Origin of the sequence: Salinivibrio socompensis S35 (assembly GCF_000513715.1) — a bacterium.
In the GTDB taxonomy this organism is placed as follows: domain Bacteria; phylum Pseudomonadota; class Gammaproteobacteria; order Enterobacterales; family Vibrionaceae; genus Salinivibrio; species Salinivibrio socompensis.
Map to the genome: position 1 here is coordinate 1 of NZ_AQOD01000098.1, position 19,407 is coordinate 19,407.

Consider the following 19,407-nt stretch of genomic DNA (forward strand, 5'->3'; position numbering starts at 1 on the left):
TTTCTTAATGTGGCTCCCCCATCTGGACTCGAACCAGTGACATACGGATTAACAGTCCGCCGTTCTACCAACTGAACTATGGGGGAATAATGGTGCCTCGAGGCGGAATCGAACCACCGACACGGGGATTTTCAATCCCCTGCTCTACCAACTGAGCTATCGAGGCAATGGTGCCGGCTGCCGGAGTCGAACTGGCGACCTACTGATTACAAGTCAGTTGCTCTACCAACTGAGCTAAGCCGGCACACAAATCGCGAAATACTGTGTGTCACACCATTATTTCATTATATGGTGCCCGGAGGCGGAATCGAACCACCGACACGGGGATTTTCAATCCCCTGCTCTACCGACTGAGCTATCCGGGCTAACGGGGCGCTATTAAACGGATTTTCGGTCTCACCGTCAACTGTTTTTTTGAAAAACTCCGTATATCGCTTTGTTTGGATAAAAAGACAGCGAAGTGCGACAAAAACACACAAAAATGCGATCCTTATCGCGGGTTACTGGGGACGTTGCGCGAAGTCTTTTTGATAGCGCGTAACCTTCTGCAAGTAGCGTCTTGACTCCGAAGAGGGGTGACGATTGGTCAGCGCCCAGTAGACTTGGTTAGGTTTTAGCTTATTCAAGTCTTGCATTGCTCGATCGCGGTTATTATCAAAGGTGCGTAGCACATTGCCGGTTCCCCCGTTACTAGGCTGAAATCATACTGTAGTGCAAAGAAAGTGGGTCACGTACTGCTTTGAGGTACCGATTTTTGAGGATATAGAAATAGGCTGTCCCCGTATCAATGTTTTTTTCTGGATCAAAAAGATACTTAGGTGTTGGCTGGCCGCGACGTTTTTTTACCAGCTTGAACACATCGCGTCCCGCGGTTTTGGGCACCACTTGCATCAACCCATACGCATTGGCCCAGCTAACCGCATATGGGTTAAAACTGCTTTCTGTTTTAATAATCGCATAAATCAGCTTTTCAGAAATGCCATAACGTTCAGAGGCACGGCGGACAATATCGGCGTATTGATAGCTTCGTTGCGCGGCATGATCTTTCACCATCGGGATGGTGACAAAATACATGTTTTGGAAGCGGACTTGTTTTTTCTTTAGTCGCTGGTCAATAAGGTAGTCAGCAAAGCGATTGGCCCGCCATTGCCAGGTGATAGCTTTACCTTCGTGATCAACCACTTGCCCCTCGAGAAACGGGCGCCCCGTCAGCGGGACTTTGGCTGCAGAGTAAAGATCCACAGAAGCAGGATCGCGAGGGGTTAATAGGGTGGTGATAATGGCTTGTTTGAGGTGATCTTTCGGAGCGTCAGTTGCTACCGTTTCTACTTGGATCACACCACGCTCAAAGTCGATACGTGCGCGGCTTTTGTAATTATCTGTGTATTTGACGTAATCACGCTTACCGGACACAAAGACTTGATCTTCGCCCCAGCGGACTTCGATTTTGCCGGTAAATTGGCTGATAAGCTGATTCAGTGCATCAATATCTTTTTCGAACTGCCCGGGGATAGGCGCCAAGTTTTTAGCAAACCGGTTCGTGGTTTGGTAATCCACTCCCACATATTTTTCTACACTTTCTCGACTACAGCCGGCGAGCAATGCGCTACAACAGCACACTAACAAACAGAATATTCGTGTCATCTTTGATTGCAATAGGATAAAAAAACACCCGCATTGAGCGTAACACAATGCGGGTGCGTTGCTGTGATCAAGCCGCCTAGGTGTGGGCGACCCCGCGGAATTTATGCTTCAGGTGGGACATACCCATCGATTTTTACATCTTTTCCTTCAAACAAAAAATTGATCATTTCTTGTTCAATGACCTTGCGGTGTTCAGGATCCATCATGTTGAGTTTTTTTTCATTGATCAGCATGGTTTGTTTTTTTGCCATTCCGCCCAGGCTTCTTTGCAAATGTTGTCATAAATGCGTTTGCCCAACTCACCCGGATAGAGTTGAAAATCGAGCCCATCGGCTTCTTTTTGGAGGCGTTGGCAAAATACGGTACGGCTCATAATCTAGGCTCCTTGTCTATCGCCAGTTAGAGATTGTTGGCGCTCATGTTCAAGCAAGGTTAACAGCTTTTTCACTGGGGCTGCTAATCCTACTTTTGCAGGGTGTGATAAGTTATACCAAAGCCCTTGGTTGGCTTCCATGATGATTTGCGGTCGCTCAGCCACCGAGACTTTAATCGGTACAATATCTAAGTGAAAATGACTAAATGTGTGCCTAAAAGCGGTTAAGACCTCAGTTTTTACCGGTTTGGTAGTATGTAGCTTATCAGCAATATCAGCATCGAGCGTGTGCTCCGCCGCTTCAGGCAAGCACCATAACCCGCCCCAAAGGCCGCTTGGTGGTCGTTGCTCTAACCAGATCTCATCTTGATACTGGATCAGTAAAAAGCTGGTTTGTTTGACCGGTAAGGTTCTTTTTCGGTTTTTGCCCGGAAAGTCGAGTTGGCGGCCTTGCGCGCGGGCCTCACAGCGCTCGGCTACTGGGCACAGCTCGCATTTAGGTTTGCTTCGTGTGCATACCATCGCCCCCATATCCATCATGGCTTGGTTGTATTTGTCTGTGTTTTCGGTTGGGGTCAGTGATTCAGCGATTGACCAGAGTTGGTTTTCGACGGGCTTTTTCCCCGGCCAACCTTCGACGGCAAAACAGCGTGCGAGGGTACGTTTGACGTTGCCATCGAGAATAGGGTGCGGTTGATTGAGCGATAAAGATAGCACCGCGCCAGCGGTTGAACGGCCGACGCCAGGCAGCGCCATGACCTCATCGAGCGTGGTCGGGAATACACCATCATGGTGGTTGGCAATCACTTGTGCCGCTTTGTGAAGGTTCCGGGCACGGGCGTAATAGCCTAGGCCTGTCCATAAGTGAAGGACTTCGTCTTGCTCTGCATGGGCTAAGTCGGCGACGGTCGGAAACCGTGCCATAAAACGCTCAAAGTAAGGGATTACCGTGCTCACTTGTGTTTGCTGCAGCATGATCTCACTTAGCCATACCTTGTAAGGCGTTTTGTTTTGCTGCCAAGGTAAGGTTTTACGACCATATTGCTCATACCATTTTAAGATGGCGTCGGAAAAAGATTGACTCACTGTGTTCTCTCTTATTGTTTTGCTCACACGTGCACAAAGGCAGGCCACAGGGTACACTAACGGTAGGGCGTACTAATAGGATCAGCGCGTCCATCTTGCGCTATCGCAAAAACTTTGCATAATGCGCAGTCCGTTTAGATTTCCAACAATCGATGGTGACGTTTATCGGCATCATTATTACTGCATCACAGGCACCCAATCATGACTGAAGTCACTAAAACCGAACTCACCGAGGATGGCAAAGTTATTCGTAAAGTACGCAGCTTTGTGCGTCGCGAAGGCCGTTTAACCAAAGGGCAAGAGCAAGCGCTAAACGAATCCTGGCCGACCATGGGGATTGACTTTGACGCCACCGAGCTTGATTGGCAGCAGGTGTTTGGTAATAACAATCCTGTGGTGCTAGAAATTGGCTTTGGCATGGGTGCCTCCTTGGTAGAGATGGCAAAGAATGCCCCTGAGAAGAACTTTGTGGGTATTGAAGTGCACACTCCGGGTGTGGGTGCGTGCTTGATGGCGGCGCGTGAAGCCGGTGTCAGCAATCTACGTGTCATGTGCCACGATGCGGTCGAAGTGTTTGAGCAAATGTTGCCGAAAGAAAGCTTGGATACGGTACAACTTTTCTTCCCTGACCCATGGCACAAAAAGCGTCACCACAAGCGTCGTATCGTGCAGTTGCCGTTTGCTGAAATGGTGCGCGACAAGCTGAAAATGGGCGGCGTATTCCATATGGCGACGGACTGGGAAAATTATGCCGAGCATATGATTGAAGTGATGGAAGCGGCGCCTCACTATCAAAGTGTGGCGAAAGAGGGCTATTATGTCCCTCGTCCTGAAGAGCGCCCACTGACCAAGTTTGAACAGCGCGGACAGCGTCTTGGCCATGGTGTGTGGGATATCAAATACACACGCACAGCGTAATGTGCTAAGGCGTCCATACGTTTAAGCCTAAAGCCAACCTCAGGTTGGCTTTTTTGTCTCCTGTTGTAAAAGGATCTTGTTGGTGAAACCTAGCCCTCAACTGTTAGCGAAAATCCTTGATGATGTCCGCCCTTTAATCGGTCGCGGTAAGGTGGCTGGTTACATTCCTGCCCTCGCAGGTGTGCCTAATCATAAACTTGGCATGGCGGTTTGCTACAACGATGGAGACGTGATCACCGCGGGTGATGCTGACGAAGCCTTTTCTATCCAGTCAATATCTAAGGCATTAAGCCTGACATTGGCGATGCAAAACTATCGCGCGGAAGAAATATGGCAACGGGTTGGGAAAGAGCCGTCGGGCCAAGCATTTAACTCATTAATTCAGCTTGAAATGGAGCAAGGGATCCCGCGTAATCCGTTTATTAATGCGGGCGCCTTGGTCGTCAGTGATATGCTGCACACTCGCCAATCAGCCCCTCGCCAGCGGATGCTGGAGTTTGTGCGTCACTTAGCGGGTAACCCGCATCTTTGTTATGACAAGGTGGTGGCGGATTCAGAAATGCAGCACAGTGATCGCAATGCGGCGATTGCTTATCTGATGCGCGCGTTTGGCAATTTTGATAATGAAGTGGTCCCAGTACTCACCAATTACTTCCATTATTGTGCATTAGAAATGAGCTGCGTGGATTTGGCCAAAACCTTTTTCTATCTTGCCAATCAAGGCACGCCGTTCTCAGGAAAGACACGTATTCTAACCCCCACGCAAAGTAAACAAATGAATGCACTTCTCGCTACGTGTGGTTTGTATGATGGCGCTGGCGAATTTGCCTACCGCGTGGGGATGCCAGGAAAGTCAGGGGTTGGCGGCGGGATTATTGCGATTGTGCCGGGTGAGATGTCGATTGCCGTTTGGTCGCCAGAGTTGGATCCATCAGGCAATTCGTTAGCAGGCACCGCAGCCTTAGAATTGTTATCGGCTCGGATTGGACGCTCTATTTTTTAACGCTAAGTTATTTTTAATAAAAACGCCCCGCGAGCCAGTCGCGGGGCGTTTGAATTCTCTGCATCACGGCGATAGCTATGTATACCTAACAGTCGATGTACATAACTGCTAGGCTAGCGTGGTCGTTTAGCTTTGGGCCGCGAGGGTGGCGAAGGCGTGGTCGGCAGCCGCCAGTGTCGCATCAATTTCCTTTTGGCCGTGCGCTAAGCAGGTAAAGCAGGCTTCAAACGCAGATGGTGCCAGATAGATACCTTGCTCGAGCATTAAGTGGAAGAAACGCTTAAAGCGCTCTGTATCGCACTGCTGCACGTCTTTGAAGCAAGTGACCGTGTCTTGGTCAGTAAAAAAGAAACCAAACATCGCTCCGGCTCGGTTGGTGGCTAATGCAATACCATGTTTATCGGCCAAGGCTTTGAAACCATCCGCTAATTGTTTGGTGACACTGGTCAGGTAATGATGGTTTCCAGGTTGGCGTAGTTCACTCAGACACGCGAAGCCTGCAGCCATAGCGACTGGGTTACCGGCCAAGGTACCCGCCTGATAAACCGGGCCGGTAGGCGCTAGGTACCCCATGACATCACGACGACCACCAAACGCACCCACAGGCATTCCGCCCCCTACGATCTTACCAAGGGTGGTCAAGTCCGGTTTGACGTCGTAATAGGCTTGTGCGCCGCCGAGCGCTACGCGAAAGCCTGTCATCACCTCATCAAAGATTAATAGGGCACCAAATTCGTCGCATAGCGCGCGCAGGCCTTGTAAGAAACCGGGCTGTGGTGGCACGCAGTTCATATTGCCGGAGACTGGCTCGACAATGATGCAGGCCACTTCATCAGGGTAGGTCTCGAACGTTTGGCGTACCGAGTCAAGGTCGTTATAGGTGCAGGTAAGTGTATGTTTGGCAAAGTCTGCCGGTACCCCTGGTGAGTTTGGCTCGCCGAGGGTGAGCGCGCCTGATCCTGCTTTTACCAGTAAGCAGTCACCATGGCGTGATAGTTGCCTTCAAATTTGATGAACTTATCGCGTTTGCTAAAACCTCGAGCGAGACGAATCGCACTCATGGTCGCTTCGGTGCCAGAGTTCACCATGCGCACCATTTCCATTGAAGGCACAAGCTCGGCAACCAGCTCTGACAAGGTTGTTTCACTTTCGGTGGGGGCACCAAAGCTTAGTCCGCGCTGAGCGGCATCAACCACGGCTTCGCGAATAGATGCGTGGTTGTGGCCTAAAATCAGGCCCAAGAACCGACGTAGTCGATGTAAGCTTTGCCGTCGGCATCAAAGATGTACGCGCCATCAGCACGTTCCATAAAGACAGGGTCACCGCCGACACCGGCAAATGCACGCACGGGAGAGTTCACGCCACCAGGAATGGTGCGTCTAGCTTGTTGAAAAAGTTGTGCTGATTTGGTCATGACATATCCTGTTAGGTAAGGCTTTGCCTATATTGCGTCGGTGTATTTTAACCAAAGATACGGATCACTGGCGAGGTAGAGTATGATTTCATTGAGACAAGTTTGGCAATTAATACGTACTGATCACAATTGCGATCAAGCGCGCAATACTTGAACACTTTACTCAGGTATTAGATAATCCAATACTTAGCACCAAGAGCATGTGAGGTAACAATGAGCGAAGCACCTTTGCCGTTAGAGTTTTCCGAGGCCGCGGCGACCAAGGTAAAGACGCTGATTCAGGAAGAAGAAAATCCAAACCTGAAGTTACGTGTCTATATTACCGGTGGTGGCTGTAGCGGCTTCCAGTATGGTTTTACCTTCGACGAAAGCGTCAATGAAGGCGATATGGAGATCGAGAAAAGCGGCGTTATGCTGGTGGTTGATCCCATGAGCTTACAGTATTTAATGGGGGGGAAAGTCGACTACACCGAGGGGCTAGAAGGCTCGCGCTTTTTCATTGATAACCCGAATGCCACCACCACGTGTGGCTGTGGTGCATCATTTAGCGTCTAACTGTCGGCGGCGATATACGCACAATGTTTTCGTTCCATCACAAAAAACGGCGCCGATGAGCGCCGTTTTTTATCGCGAGAATCCGTTTAACCACCGCGGTTATAATGGTTCAAGCTGCCTACCGTGGCCAGCAGTTGGTTAAACTTACTCAACTGCGCCATTCGAGATTCTGCCAAGCGAACAAAGTCACGCTTATCTTTGCCTTGCAGTGACTTAGCTTCTGGCAATTCAACAGTGCGTGGATTCTTATGCACACCATTCACCAAGAATTCGTAATGTAAGTGGGCACCCGTTACACGTCCTGTTGACCCAAGCGTACCGACGATATCGCCTTGTTTAACGCGCTGACCGGTTTTCACTTTGCGTTTTGTCAGGTGCAAATACTTAGTGATGTATGTCGAACTATGGCGGATAAAGACATAATTGCCGTTAAAGCGATTATAAGACGCTTTCATCACGATACCGTCACCGGCCGCTTTAATCGGCGTACCAACCGGTGCGACATAATCGGTGCCGCGATGCGGCTTGACCCGACCTGTCACTGGGTGCAAGCGACGTGGATTAAAGTTTGAACTGACATATCTAAAGTTCACCGGCGAGCGCAAGAAGGCTTTTTTCATCGCTTTACCGGTTGGTGTGTAGTATTTGCCACTTTCTGCCCGCACGGCGGTAAAGGTTTCACCACGGTTAGTAAACGTGGCAGCAAGAATATTACCGCTGCCAATGTGTTCGCCTTCGACAAACTCCTCTTCATACAAGACTGAAAAACTGTCCCCGTTACGAATATCGAGGGCGAAATCGACATCCCAGCCGAAAATTCCCGCCAGTTGCATGATTTGATTCGGGGTGAGGCCCGCGCCAGAAGCGGCTTGCCAAAAGCTCGATGTGATGGTGGCTCGGGCAAAATTTATCTGCGTATCAACGTGTTTGGTTTCTATGCGAGATTGATAGGTGTTGTCGATCTTATTGACGATCAGGGTTTCATTGCTACCACGTGGCTGAATCAGTTGCACCAACTCGCCGCTGTCATTGACGCCTAAGCGTACTTCATCACCCGGGTTCAGATACGCCAAGCTCTGGGTTCGTTCATCGGCATTAACGAGGCGATAGAGATCCGTTGGGCTGAGGCCTGCGCGATTAAACAGTAACGCCATGCTTTCACCGGCTGGACCTCATAAGTGGACCAATGGATAGTGCGGTTAAATCGGGCGGGCATTTCACCTTGTGGTGGCAGTAACGAGACGGCATCCACAGGGACAGGGTAGTGTTTGCCAGGTTCAAAATTAGGTTGAGGCCGCGGCGTATTGGCACCATCTGGCACCAACATTAATAAGACCACGAAGGCACTTAATGCACCGATAATGACTTTATGTAACTTGGGTAAGGCTGCGAGTTTATTTAACGGCATGAAGGCTATATTGAATCACTACGAATAAAGTTATGACAGTCAGACACCCAATCGGTTTTATTGGGGATGATGCCCTGAAGTAGATTTGACACGGCTGACACAAAGACCACAAACATTTTTTGATGGCAGCCACTGCGCACACCCTGTATACAGTCTATCAGTTTAACTGGTTTCAAAAACTGTCGCTATTCGAGTAATATGTCTGTTTATCACATTTTTGCCTATTGGGTAGGAGCAAGAGACTATGGCGAGCCTTGAAGCCGCGCTAGCAGAACTAAAACGTGGCGTAGATGAAGTAATCCCGGAAGACGAGCTGGTGGCAAAGCTGAAAGAGGATCGTCCTCTTCGCATTAAGCTCGGTGCGGATCCTACAGCACCGGATATCCACCTTGGTCACACAGTGATCTTAAATAAGCTTCGAGCTTTTCAAGCGCTTGGCCATGAAGTGATCTTTTTGATTGGTGATTATACCGGGATGGTTGGCGATCCGAGCGGCAAAAACACGACCCGCCCACCATTGACACGTGAGCAGGTACTGGCAAATGCAGAAACCTACAAAGAGCAGGTCTTTAAAATTTTAGATCCTGCCAAAACACGTATCGAGTTTAACTCTAAGTGGCTGGGCGAATTGGGCACTGATGGCATGATTCGTCTCGCGGCAAGCTCAACCGTGGCGCGTATGCTTGAACGTGATGACTTTAAAAAGCGTTATACCAGCAACCAAGCGATCGCCATTCATGAGTTTATCTACCCACTCTTGCAAGGCTACGACTCGGTCGCATTGGAAGCGGATGTTGAGCTGGGCGGGACCGACCAAAAGTTTAACTTGCTGATGGGGCGTGAGCTGCAAAAACAAGCGGGGCAAAAGCCACAAGTCGTGATGACGATGCCGTTATTGGTCGGCCTTGATGGTGTTAAAAAGATGTCTAAATCGGCCCATAACTACATCGGTGTGAGCGACAGCCCTGACGATATGTTTGGTAAAATTATGTCGATTTCTGACGATCTGATGTGGGACTACTACGAACTATTGTCGTTCCGTCCGCTGGAAGACGTCGCGCAGTTTAAGCAAGATGTTCAAGCGGGTAAAAACCCCCGTGATATTAAGATCTTGCTGGCGAAAGAAATCATCGCTCGTTTCCACTCAGACGCTGATGGTGACGCGGCGGAGCAAACTTTTATTAATCGTTTCCAAAAAGGCGCGATGCCGGATGAGATGCCAAGCTTTACCTTTGAACAAGGCATCGCGATTGGTAACCTACTGAAAGAGGCGGGACTGGTGAGCTCAACGTCTGATGCACTGCGTATGGTTCGCCAAGGCGCAGTGAAGATTGACGGTAAAAAGGTAGAAGACACCAAATTGGTGCCTGCCGCGGGTGAAGCGGTTTACCAAGTGGGTAAACGCAAGTTTGCTCGCGTGACGTTAAGCTAAATACGTTGCACTCGTTAATCAAAAAAGCCCTTGCTGTGACGCAAGGGCTTTTTAGTTAGCGGTCTAGCGCGAACGGCGGTAAAGATAAATGCCAGCGAATCGCCGCTAAACGGATCAGTAAGGTGGTCAGCATACCGGCGAGAGAAGCCGTGATCGTGTCTGGACTGACTTCGATAGCAAGGGTATGGACAATGCCACCGGCGATACAGGCAGTGGCATACACCTCTGTGCGTAGCACCATGGGCACTTCCCGCGCGAGCACATCACGAATAATGCCGCCGCCACAGGCCGTTATGACCCCCATGATCACCGCGACAAGTGGCGATGCACCATAGCTTAATGCTTTATCTACGCCAATACCGACAAATACCGCCAAACCAATCGCATCCGCGCAAGGCAGCACATACCAAGGTAGACGGCGAGGATGGCGGATCAGCAACATGGTCATGACACAGGTGGCTAAAATGACCCAAATATAGAGTGTGTCCGTGATCCAAAACGCCGGGGTAGCGCCCATCGCCATATCTCTGACGGTACCACCACCAATGGCCGTGGCACAGGCTAACACCACCACACCAAAGGGATCCATTCGCAAGCGGCCGGCCACTAACACCCCTGAAATAGCAAAAACGGCGGTGCCAAACAAATCGAATAAATACAGAATCATGGTTTGTGTCATGCTAGGTCCTATTGCGCGTGACGGACTTTATCGAGGGCGGTACAAATTTGCTCTGCGGCATTGAGTGCGCGCGGTGTGGCGCGGGTTAACCAGTCAGGATTCAGTGACCAGGTAAAACGTTGCGCTTGCTCGGGCAGTAAGTTGGTCATCGACTGCCAAGGTTCGGGGAGCGTCGTACCGGTATAAAACATTGTCTGTGGTAAGCGGGTGATTACCTGTTCCATATTGACTTGTGGATAGGCAGCAGGGCTGTCAGCAAAGATATTTTCACCGCCACAAAGGGTAAAAAGCTGGCTAGGCCACGCACGATCGCTGGCGGTCATTAATGGCGTATCGCTGAGCAGATAAAAATAGCGTACAGCTTGCGCGTCCTGATAACGCGCTTTCAACTGTGCGAGCTTTTTATCAAAGGCTTTTGCGTTGCGTGTGGCGATATCAGGCGTCTTACTGTAGCGGCCTAACTCGCGAATAAACTGGCCAATGTCGCTAAGCTGACTGGGGTTAATGTAACGAATCTCAAATCCCATCTTAGCGAGAGTTTCTAGCGGTTTAGGGGGGTTGCCGCCACGCCAGGCCAGGATCAAGTCAGGCTTGAGGGCGATAATGCGTTCTAATTTTACCCCGCGGTAGTTGGCCACCCGTTCAAGCGACTTTGCTTGATCTGGGTAATCACTGTAGGCGCTGGCTGCCACTAGATTGGAGCCGAGCCCAGCGGCATAGGCGAGCTCAGTCGCATGAGGGGCAAGGCTGATCACTCGAGGTGAGGCGGCATAAGCGCTGAAAGCCAGTCCCCAAAGTGAGATAAGAAACACAGGTCTACACATAGAAGAAAGCAACACAAGGCCGGCGCGAAAACGAGGCATAAATCAGTGTCCTTAGAGAATAAGAAGCAAAGAGCTTAACCCAAGCCAAATTAAAACACTGTGTTTTAACTTCAAACGCAAGAGTAACAAGTGATAACACGCCGGGGTGACCCCGTAGCCAATTTTGGTTCTGAGGGTTTTCGTGCCTCGATAGATAGCTGGCCCACCGAGTGACAACTGGAACCGGCTTCCTGCACAGGCGAGCAACCAACCTGGACCGGGTGTGCGCCAGCGACGACCTTGTTGCCAGCAAGCGTTAAGATGCGTCCATGGTGCGCGACCTAGCGCCAATACGAGGGCAAATAGCGCCATTGGAATGGTGTCGAGTAGGTTGAGTAACCGCGCTGTTGCAAGGCCGAATGATAATAGGCCAGTCGGCTGGGTGACCAGACGCGGTGGAGGTGAACCACACTGGTATATAAAAGGGCGCCGACGCCACCGGCGAGCACATAATAAAAGATCACACAGGCACCATGCCGAGCCGTGCCAAGGATCAGCGTCTCGGCACCGGCTTTGCCGATGCCGATCAACGACAAAGATTCAGTGTCTCGGTTTACCTGTGTTGCAAGCAACGCACGCGCTGCGCCCTTATCATGTTCATCAATGGCCTGTGCGAGCGCGTGTCCAAATTGGTCAATCGGTCGCCACGCTAATGCGAGCCAAAGCAAAATAGCATCAAAGAGTGGACGTGACCAAACCAACTCTCGAGCAGCAATAAATAAAATCGCCAAGGTGCCGCACATCAAGGCTAAGGCGAGGCCGCCCGCGAGTTTGCGCTGCTGTTTTGGGTCGGTGTTTTTATTGACTTGACTGGCCAGTAATACAGCATACTGTTGCCAATACTGAAAAGGAGAGTGTTGGCTTGAGAGCGGCAGTAACCAGTGGATCAGCACCGCCAACCACAGCGCCCATAAGCTTCCGTGGTTGGCGGCCAGCATCATCCATTGTTGCGGGTTAAGCAAAGCATCCATGAGAGTCAGCCGCGTTATGCGTTAATTAGCGCCACCATTTTTTCGACCATGGCGGAGGAGCTTTTTGCTGCCAACGGCAAAAATTCTTCAAAGGTCATGGGCGATTCTTTTTCTGCGACCACGTCAGAAATGGCACGGACGACCACAAACGGGGTTTTGAATTGGGCACACACTTGCGCAATGGCAGCCGCCTCCATTTCTGCGGCAACGGCACCGGGGAAGTGAGTGTGGATATGTTGGCGATGCGCGTCAGTGTGGACGAAGGTATCCGCGGTACAAATCAGCCCGCGAACCACATGAGTATGAGCGTCGACTGCTTTCTCAGCTAATTGCATCAAGGCTTCATCCGATTCAAATACAGCTGGCTGCTGTGGCACTTGCCCCATTTGATAGCCAAATGCGGTTGCGTCCGCATCGTGATAACAAACCTGAGAAGACACTACCACGTCTCCAACATTGAGCGAGGGCTCGAAAGCACCGGCCGAACCTGTGTTGATCACCCAGTCAGGCTTGAATTGTGATAGCAGCAAGCTGGTGCCAATGGCCGCCGATACTTTACCAATCCCTGACTGCAACAAGACGATATCATGGCCTTGTAAGGTTCCGGAGAAGAAAGTGCAACCGCCCTCATGGTGCGTCGTTAGGTTGGTTAACTTGTCGCGCAGCAGAGTCACTTCTTGCTCCATTGCGCCAATAATGCCGATTTTCATGGTTATAATCCTGTTCGCGCGTGAATGCTGTTAGTGTACATGAGGCAATAAAAAAGTGCCTCCTTTGAGGCACTTCTGATGCTGTCTATGAGCTTGACTGGTTTAAACTTCGAGGTAATCCATGATCCCTTCAGCCGCTTTACGGCCTTCATCAATAGCGGTGACTACCAAGTCTGAGCCGCGTACGGCATCCCCCCCAGAGAAGATCCGCGGATTCGTGGTTTGGTATAAGATCTCACCGTTGGCGGGCGCTTGAATCCGTCCTCGTTCGTCTAACGCGACATCATAAGGTTCTAACCACTCCATCGCATGAGGCTGAAAACCAAAGGCCATGATCACCGCATCGGCTTCCAGCATGTGCTCACTGCCTTCAATCGGCTCGGGGCGGCGGCGACCCGCGGCATCGGGCTCACCGAGCTGGGTTTTCACTACGGTGACGCCGCGGACATTGCCGTTATCGTCCACTTCAATGCCGAGAGGCTGAAGGTTGAACATAAAGTTCACCCCTTCCTCACGTGCGTTTTTCACCTCGCGGCGCGAGCCAGGCATGTTTTCTTCGTCACGACGGTAAGCACAGGTGACGCTGGCGGCTTGTTGGCGAATCGATGTACGCAGACAGTCCATGGCGGTATCCCCACCGCCTAACACTACGACGCGTTTTCCTGCCATATCGATAAAGTCAGGCGCATGGTCCAGATCCATCACTTTATAGGTGTTGGAGACTAAAAAAGGCAGGGCATCAAAGACACCGGGGGCATCTTCATTCGCAAGTCCGGCACGCATGTATTTGTAGGTCCCCACACCTAAGAATACCGCGTCGTAGTCATCGACTAGGGTTTGCATCTCGATATCTTTACCCACTTCGGTATTGAGACGAAACTCTACCCCCATTTCGGTAAAGACACGTTGGCGATGACGCATGACATCTTTTTCCAGTTTAAAGGAGGGGATGCCAAAGGTAAGTAGACCACCGATCTCAGGATAAGCGATCAAAAACCACAGGTTTAACGCCGTTGCGTACTAACACATCGGCGCAGGCAAGTCCGGCAGGCCCCGCACCAATGACTGCCACTTTTTTATCTGTCCACTCGACATGTGACATATCGGGCTTCCAGCCCATTTCAAAGGCTTTATCGGTAATGTATTTTTCGACATTACCGATAGTCACCGCGCCAAAATCGTCGTTGAGGGTGCAGTCACCTTCGCATAGACGGTCTTGCGGACATACTCGACCACAGACTTCTGGCAAGCTGTTGGTTTGGTGTGACAGTTCAACCGCTTCAATAATCCGCCCTTGGTTAGCAAGCTCTAGCCATTGCGGGATATAGTTGTGTACTGGACACTTCCATTCGCAATACGGATTACCACAATCGAGGCAACGGTCAGCTTGGGCGGATACTTCCTTTTCGGTGAAAGGTTCATAAATCTCAACGAACTCAATCTTGCGCGTTTCAATCGCTTTTTTGCGCGGATCAATGCGCTGGACATCAATAAACTGATAGATGTTCTGGCTCATGGGTCCCTCCTTTTACTGCGCCTGAACGCGCAACTCGGTCGCGCTACGACTCTGATGGCCTAATAAGGTATTTACATCCGCCGCCTTGGGTTTGACCAAATAGAAGCGATGTACCCAATGATCAAAGTCATCCAGCAGCTGTTTTGCACGAGCAGAGCCAGTCAGCTCAAGGTGCTGAGCAATCAAGCCACGTAAATGCTCCTGATGAATAGTGAGGGCCTCCAGTGAGAGTGCCTCGACCAATTCAGGGTTGATATGGGCATGGAAGTCTTCTTCTTCATCAAGCACATAAGCAAAGCCGCCGGTCATCCCCGCGCCAAAGTTGACACCGGTACGACCTAGAATGGCCACAATACCGCCTGTCATGTATTCACAGGCGTTATCGCCCGCGCCTTCCACAATGGCATGGACGCCCGAGTTACGGACCGCAAAGCGCTCACCTGCTTTTCCGGAAGCAAAGAGTTTGCCGCCCGTGGCACCATATAGACAGGTGTTACCCATAATGGTGGACTCATGGCTTGCAAACGCTGAACCGACGGGTGGACGGATAACAATCTGGCCACCACTCATGCCTTTGCCGACATAATCGTTAGCATCACCGATTAAAGTGATGTTGACCCCAGCGGCATTCCATACCCCCAAAGACTGGCCGGCGGTGCCTTGCAGCTGGATATCGAGCGGGTTAGCCGCCATCCCGGCATTGCCATAGCGCTTCGCAATGACGCCTGACAAGCTAGCACCGACTGAGCGGTCGGTATTGCGTACCGAGCGATAAATGCTCGCGCTGCGATTCGCCTCAATGGCCTCACTCAGTTCACTCAGCAGAGTTTGGTTCAGCTCCGCTTTATCGAATGGCGTATTAGGCTCACTGCAATATAAGGTTTTCCCTAGCCAAGGTGTCGGGGCCTCAAGGATATGGCTTAAATCGAGCTTTAATTGCTTGGCGGTAAAGCCTTCAACCGCTTCTAATAAATCGGTACGCCCAATCAAATCGGTGAGTTTCTCGACCCCGAGCTCAGCGAGCAGTTCGCGCACCTCTTCACCGAGTCCTTTGAAGAAGTTCATTACCTGCTCTGGCAGGCCTTTAAAGTGATCCCGACGTAAGGTTTCATCCTGGGTTGCCACGCCGGTCGCGCAATTGTTGAGATGGCAAATTCGCAGGTATTTACAGCCCAGTGCGACCATGGGGGCGGTACCAAAGCCGAAACTCTCCGCGCCTAAAATCGCTGCTTTGATAATGTCTAGGCCAGTTTTTAACCCACCATCCACTTGCAGGCGAATTTTGTGGCGTAAGCCATTTTCCACTAGAGCTTGTTGGGTTTCGGCTAGGCCGAGCTCCCAAGGGCTACCCGCATATTTCACTGACGTTAACGGGCTAGCACCGGTACCGCCATCGTAACCAGAAATGGTAATAAGATCGGCATAGGCTTTCGCGACCCCAGTGGCAATTGTGCCAACGCCTGGCTCCGAGACCAGCTTAACCGAGACCAGTGCCTGCGGATTGACTTGTTTTAAGTCGAAGATCAGCTGCGCTAAGTCTTCTATCGAGTAGATGTCATGGTGAGGGGGCGGTGAAATTAGGGTGACACCAGGCACGGAAAAGCGCAATTTCGCGATCTCCGCGGTTACTTTATGCCCTGGAAGCTGCCCGCCTTCGCCCGGTTTCGCACCTTGCGCGACCTTTATTTGCAGCACGTCTGCGTTGGTTAAATAGTGCGGGGTAACGCCAAAGCGACCTGAGGCAATTTGTTTGATCCGAGAATTACGCTCACTATTAAAGCGACGTGGATCTTCACCGCCTTCCCCTGAATTGGAGTGGCCGCCCAGACGGTTCATGGCAATAGCCAGCGCTTCATGGGCTTCTGGACTTAACGCACCGATTGACATCGCCGCCGAGTCAAAGCGTTTAAACAACTCGGTCGCTGGTTCAACGCGTTCGAGAGTAATCGGAGTCTCTGCCTTTTTTAAGCGCATTAAGTCACGCAAGGTCGCGACCGGACGATCGTTGACGGTGTTGGCGTAGGTTTTGTAATCCATGGCTTCACCCGAGCGGACCGCACTTTGCAGGTTGGTCACTACATCGGGGTTATAAGCATGGTACTCACTGTCATGCACATATTTGAGCAAGCCACCGTGTTCGAGCGGTTTACGTTTGATCCATGCACGGCGGGAAAGATTGACTAAATCTTGTTGGAAGTCGTCAAAATTTGCGCCTTGAATCCGACTCGCGACGCCTTTAAAGCAAAGTTCAATCACATCGTCATGCAGACCAACCGCTTCAAACAATTGCGAGCAACGATAAGAGGCAATGGTCGAAATGCCCATCTTCGACATGATTTTGTAAAGGCCTTTATTGATGCCATTACGAAAGTTCACCATGACATCATGATAGGGTTTGTTGACCGCCCCAATGTCGACCAAGTTGGCCAGCGTTTCATAGGCCAAGTAAGGATAAACAGCGGTGGCGCCAAAACCGAGTAGCACGGCAAACTGATGTGCATCGCGAGCGCTACCGGTTTCAATGATGATGTTGGCATCACAGCGCAGGTTCTGACTGACCAAACGCTTCTGGACGGCGCCGACGGCCATGGCTGCTGGGATTGGCAGGCTCTTTTTATGAATACTACGATCAGAGAGCACGACCAAAACGGTGCCATCGCGGACACAGCGCTCAGCTTGGTCACAAAGGTCCAGGATCGCTTGGTGAAGATCTTTCTCGTTCGGGTTGTAGTTAATATCGAGAATCGTGTTGCGGTAATAGGTGTCGTTCAGATCCAGCAGTTGGACCAGATCCGAGAACAGCAGCACGGGCGATTTAAAGGCAACACGTTCGGCATGACCATCGGTCTCGGAAAAGACGTTCATCTCTCGACCAATACAGGTCGCTAATGACATCACGTGATTTTCCCGTAACGGATCGATAGGGGGATTGGTGACCTGAGCAAATTTTTGTCGGAAATAGTCGCTGACACAGCGCGGACGCGAAGAGAGTACCGCCATTGGCGTATCATCGCCCATGGAGCCCGTTGCTTCTTGGCCGATATCGCCCAGGACCTTGACCACCTGATCAATTTCTTCGTTCGACATGCCAAACAGCTTTTGATAAGTCTTGAGCTGACTATCTTGCAGGTTACGGCCGCCTTTACTGGTTTGTGGATCCAGATCTTCAAAAGGGATTAGGCGACGGACATGTTGATCGAGCCATTCGCGATAAGGATGGCGGCTTTTTAGCTCATTATCGATTTCACCCGAGTGCCAAATTTTTCCTTCTCGCGTATCAATCACCAGCAACTCGCCGGGCCCTACACGTCCTTTTTCCTCGACTTCATCTGGCGCGTAATCCCAGATGCCGACTTCAGATGCCAAGGTAATAAATTTGTCTTTGGTGATCACATAACGCGCGGGACGCAGACCATTTCGGTCAAGGTTACAAGCGGCATAGCGACCATCTGACATCACGATGCCGGCTGGGCCATCCCAAGGCTCCATGTGCATTGAATTAAAATCGTAGAATGCGCGGAGCTCGTCATCCATATCCGGGTGATTCTGCCAGGCGGGCGGCACGAGCAGGCGCATGGCTCGGAATAAGTCCATGCCACCGGCCAGAAAAACTTCCATCATGTTATCGAGGCTGGATGAGTCTGAGCCTGATTCATTCACAAATGGCGCTGCTTGGTTTAAATCTGGCAATAACGGCGAGTTAAACTTATATGCACGGGTTTGCGCCCACTGGCGGTTACCTTCAATGGTGTTGATTTCACCATTATGGGCCAGATACCGAAACGGTTGTGCCAGTGGCCAGCGCGGCTGTGTATTGGTACTAAAGCGCTGGTGGAATAAGCAAATGGAGGACTCCAGGCGGAGATCGGCTAAATCGGTGTAAAAGCGCGGCAAATCTGCCGGCATACACAGACCTTTATAGACAATCGTTTGGGTCGATAAGCTGGTGACATAAAAGTCAGCGTCATCGGTGAGCGCTTTTTCGGCACGGCGACGGGCTATATAGAGGCGACGCTCGAGATCGCGCGCCCGCCAGCCTGCTGGGCCATTCACAAAAACTTGCTCAATCACTGGTTGAGATTGTTTGGCGATGTCTCCAAGCACGTCCGGGTTGGTTGGAACAGTCCGCCATCCCACCACTGACAGTGTTTCAGCGTTGATTTCTTGCTCGAAGCGTTGTTTGGCTTGTTGGGCTTTTACGGGATCGGCGCTGAGAAAAATCATGCCTACCGCGTAAAGGCGGCTAAGCTTCCATTGATTTTGCTCAGCGATAAGGCGGAAAAAGCGGTCTGGCTTTTGCAACAGCAATCCACAACCATCGCCTGTCTTACCGTCTGAGTTGATACCACCTCGGTGGGTCATGCGGTCAAGTGCAGCGATAGCAGTACGAACCAGTTTGTGGCTTGGCTGTCCCTCTTGGTGGCAATAAGGCCAAAACCACAGTTATCTTTTTCCAGCATTGGGTTGTACAGCGACATTGCAATTCTCCCTTGCTACTGCGTGATGCGCAGTGATTGCATTTATTGTCGTGATCCTCCTGACCACTCTGAGCGGGCTTAGCCTTGTGACTGTGCTCCCGTTATGTTGTGATTTTTTAACGAGATTTGTTGGTTATTCGTTTTTTAACTCGCTGTTTTTAAAAACAATAACCAAGCCAAACAAGGGAAAAACACGACTCAGCGACCTTCCAAATTAACGGGAAACCCAGCAAAGGTCAAATTTTTGTATGCAATCTTTATGCATAGGCACATACGAAAATCGACGACTTAACGTGATGATTTATAGTGTCTTTAACCTCAAAAAATGGGAAACAATAGACTAATTCGCAATTATGC

9 protein-coding genes, 4 tRNA genes and 6 pseudogenes are annotated in these 19,407 nt (G+C 50.7%); 4 read left to right on the forward strand and 15 right to left on the reverse strand.

Annotated elements, in window-relative coordinates:
* Positions 1 to 10: 10 nt before the first annotated feature.
* The 7 genes and pseudogenes from DZ54_RS0111110 to mutY all read right to left on the reverse strand — a co-directional run bounded on the left by DZ54_RS0111110 (position 11) and on the right by mutY (position 3,103).
* Positions 11 to 86, reverse strand: a tRNA-Asn gene (locus DZ54_RS0111110).
* Between the two features lie 4 nt (positions 87 to 90).
* Positions 91 to 166: transfer RNA gene (locus DZ54_RS0111115), tRNA-Phe, on the reverse strand.
* Between the two features lie 2 nt (positions 167 to 168).
* Positions 169 to 244: transfer RNA gene (locus DZ54_RS0111120), tRNA-Thr, on the reverse strand.
* Positions 245 to 289: 45 nt separating this feature from the next.
* Positions 290 to 365: transfer RNA gene (locus tag DZ54_RS0111125), tRNA-Phe, on the reverse strand.
* A 135-nt stretch (positions 366 to 500) separates the two neighbouring features.
* A pseudogene (gene mltC, locus DZ54_RS21085) lies at positions 501 to 1,644 on the reverse strand (membrane-bound lytic murein transglycosylase MltC).
* Between the two features lie 101 nt (positions 1,645 to 1,745).
* Positions 1,746 to 2,017, reverse strand: a pseudogene (locus tag DZ54_RS21090) (oxidative damage protection protein).
* 3 nt (positions 2,018 to 2,020) lie between these two features.
* Complete coding sequence (gene mutY, locus DZ54_RS0111140; RefSeq protein ID WP_025674136.1) at positions 2,021 to 3,103, reverse strand: A/G-specific adenine glycosylase; 1,083 nt, start codon at positions 3,101 to 3,103, stop codon at positions 2,021 to 2,023.
* A gap of 201 nt (positions 3,104 to 3,304) precedes the next feature.
* Here mutY and trmB point away from each other — a divergent pair, with 201 nt between their 5' ends.
* Entirely contained in the window at positions 3,305 to 4,021 is a 717-nt protein-coding gene (trmB, locus tag DZ54_RS0111145; RefSeq protein ID WP_025674137.1) for a tRNA (guanosine(46)-N7)-methyltransferase TrmB, read from the forward strand.
* An 82-nt stretch (positions 4,022 to 4,103) separates the two neighbouring features.
* A complete protein-coding gene (gene glsB / locus DZ54_RS0111150) occupies positions 4,104 to 5,024 on the forward strand; it encodes a glutaminase B (RefSeq protein WP_025674138.1) in 921 nt (306 codons plus the stop codon).
* A gap of 126 nt (positions 5,025 to 5,150) precedes the next feature.
* Here the strand turns inward: glsB and hemL are convergent.
* Positions 5,151 to 6,438: pseudogene (hemL, locus tag DZ54_RS21095) on the reverse strand (glutamate-1-semialdehyde 2,1-aminomutase).
* A gap of 213 nt (positions 6,439 to 6,651) precedes the next feature.
* Here hemL and erpA point away from each other — a divergent pair.
* Complete coding sequence (gene erpA / locus DZ54_RS0111160) at positions 6,652 to 6,993, forward strand: iron-sulfur cluster insertion protein ErpA (protein ID WP_025674139.1); 342 nt, start codon at positions 6,652 to 6,654, stop codon at positions 6,991 to 6,993.
* Between the two features lie 86 nt (positions 6,994 to 7,079).
* On the opposite strand, the pseudogene DZ54_RS21100 reads toward erpA, so the two are convergent.
* Positions 7,080 to 8,401, reverse strand: a pseudogene (locus tag DZ54_RS21100) (peptidoglycan DD-metalloendopeptidase family protein).
* A gap of 244 nt (positions 8,402 to 8,645) precedes the next feature.
* Between DZ54_RS21100 and tyrS the strand changes: the two are divergent.
* On the forward strand, positions 8,646 to 9,833 hold the full coding sequence (gene tyrS, locus DZ54_RS0111170; protein WP_025674140.1) for a tyrosine--tRNA ligase: 1,188 nt from the start codon (positions 8,646 to 8,648) through the stop codon (positions 9,831 to 9,833).
* Positions 9,834 to 9,888: 55 nt separating this feature from the next.
* On the opposite strand, the gene DZ54_RS0111175 is transcribed toward tyrS, so the two are convergent.
* The 6 genes and pseudogenes from DZ54_RS0111175 to gltB all read right to left on the reverse strand — a co-directional run bounded on the left by DZ54_RS0111175 (position 9,889) and on the right by gltB (position 19,050).
* The gene (locus DZ54_RS0111175) at positions 9,889 to 10,500 is read right to left on the reverse strand and encodes a TRIC cation channel family protein (protein ID WP_025674142.1); all 612 of its coding nucleotides are present in this window, start codon (positions 10,498 to 10,500) and stop codon (positions 9,889 to 9,891) included.
* A gap of 20 nt (positions 10,501 to 10,520) precedes the next feature.
* Positions 10,521 to 11,375, reverse strand: coding sequence for a vitamin B12 ABC transporter substrate-binding protein BtuF (gene btuF, locus DZ54_RS0111180; protein ID WP_128080508.1), 855 nt, complete (start codon positions 11,373 to 11,375; stop codon positions 10,521 to 10,523).
* Positions 11,376 to 11,656: 281 nt separating this feature from the next.
* Positions 11,657 to 12,346: a cobalamin biosynthesis protein gene (locus DZ54_RS21105; protein ID WP_051416005.1), complete on the reverse strand. Its 690-nt coding sequence runs from the start codon at positions 12,344 to 12,346 to the stop codon at positions 11,657 to 11,659.
* Between the two features lie 14 nt (positions 12,347 to 12,360).
* Positions 12,361 to 13,056: a 5'-methylthioadenosine/adenosylhomocysteine nucleosidase gene (locus tag DZ54_RS0111190; RefSeq protein ID WP_025674145.1), complete on the reverse strand. Its 696-nt coding sequence runs from the start codon at positions 13,054 to 13,056 to the stop codon at positions 12,361 to 12,363.
* A gap of 102 nt (positions 13,057 to 13,158) precedes the next feature.
* Positions 13,159 to 14,572: pseudogene (locus tag DZ54_RS21110) on the reverse strand (FAD-dependent oxidoreductase).
* Between the two features lie 12 nt (positions 14,573 to 14,584).
* Positions 14,585 to 19,050: pseudogene (gltB, locus tag DZ54_RS21115) on the reverse strand (glutamate synthase large subunit).
* Positions 19,051 to 19,407: the final 357 nt, after the last annotated feature.

Excerpts from the sequence above, each read along its gene's own strand:
- trmB (WP_025674137.1), top strand. The coding sequence starts at position 3,305 with ATGACTGAAGTCACTAAAACCGAACTCACCGAGGATGGCAAAGTTATT.
- erpA (WP_025674139.1), top strand. The coding sequence starts at position 6,652 with ATGAGCGAAGCACCTTTGCCGTTAGAGTTTTCCGAGGCCGCGGCGACC.
- tyrS (WP_025674140.1), top strand. The coding sequence starts at position 8,646 with ATGGCGAGCCTTGAAGCCGCGCTAGCAGAACTAAAACGTGGCGTAGAT.
- DZ54_RS0111175 (WP_025674142.1), bottom strand. The coding sequence starts at position 10,500 with ATGATTCTGTATTTATTCGATTTGTTTGGCACCGCCGTTTTTGCTATT.
- btuF (WP_128080508.1), bottom strand. The coding sequence starts at position 11,375 with ATGCCTCGTTTTCGCGCCGGCCTTGTGTTGCTTTCTTCTATGTGTAGA.
- DZ54_RS21105 (WP_051416005.1), bottom strand. The coding sequence starts at position 12,346 with ATGGATGCTTTGCTTAACCCGCAACAATGGATGATGCTGGCCGCCAAC.
- DZ54_RS0111190 (WP_025674145.1), bottom strand. The coding sequence starts at position 13,056 with ATGAAAATCGGCATTATTGGCGCAATGGAGCAAGAAGTGACTCTGCTG.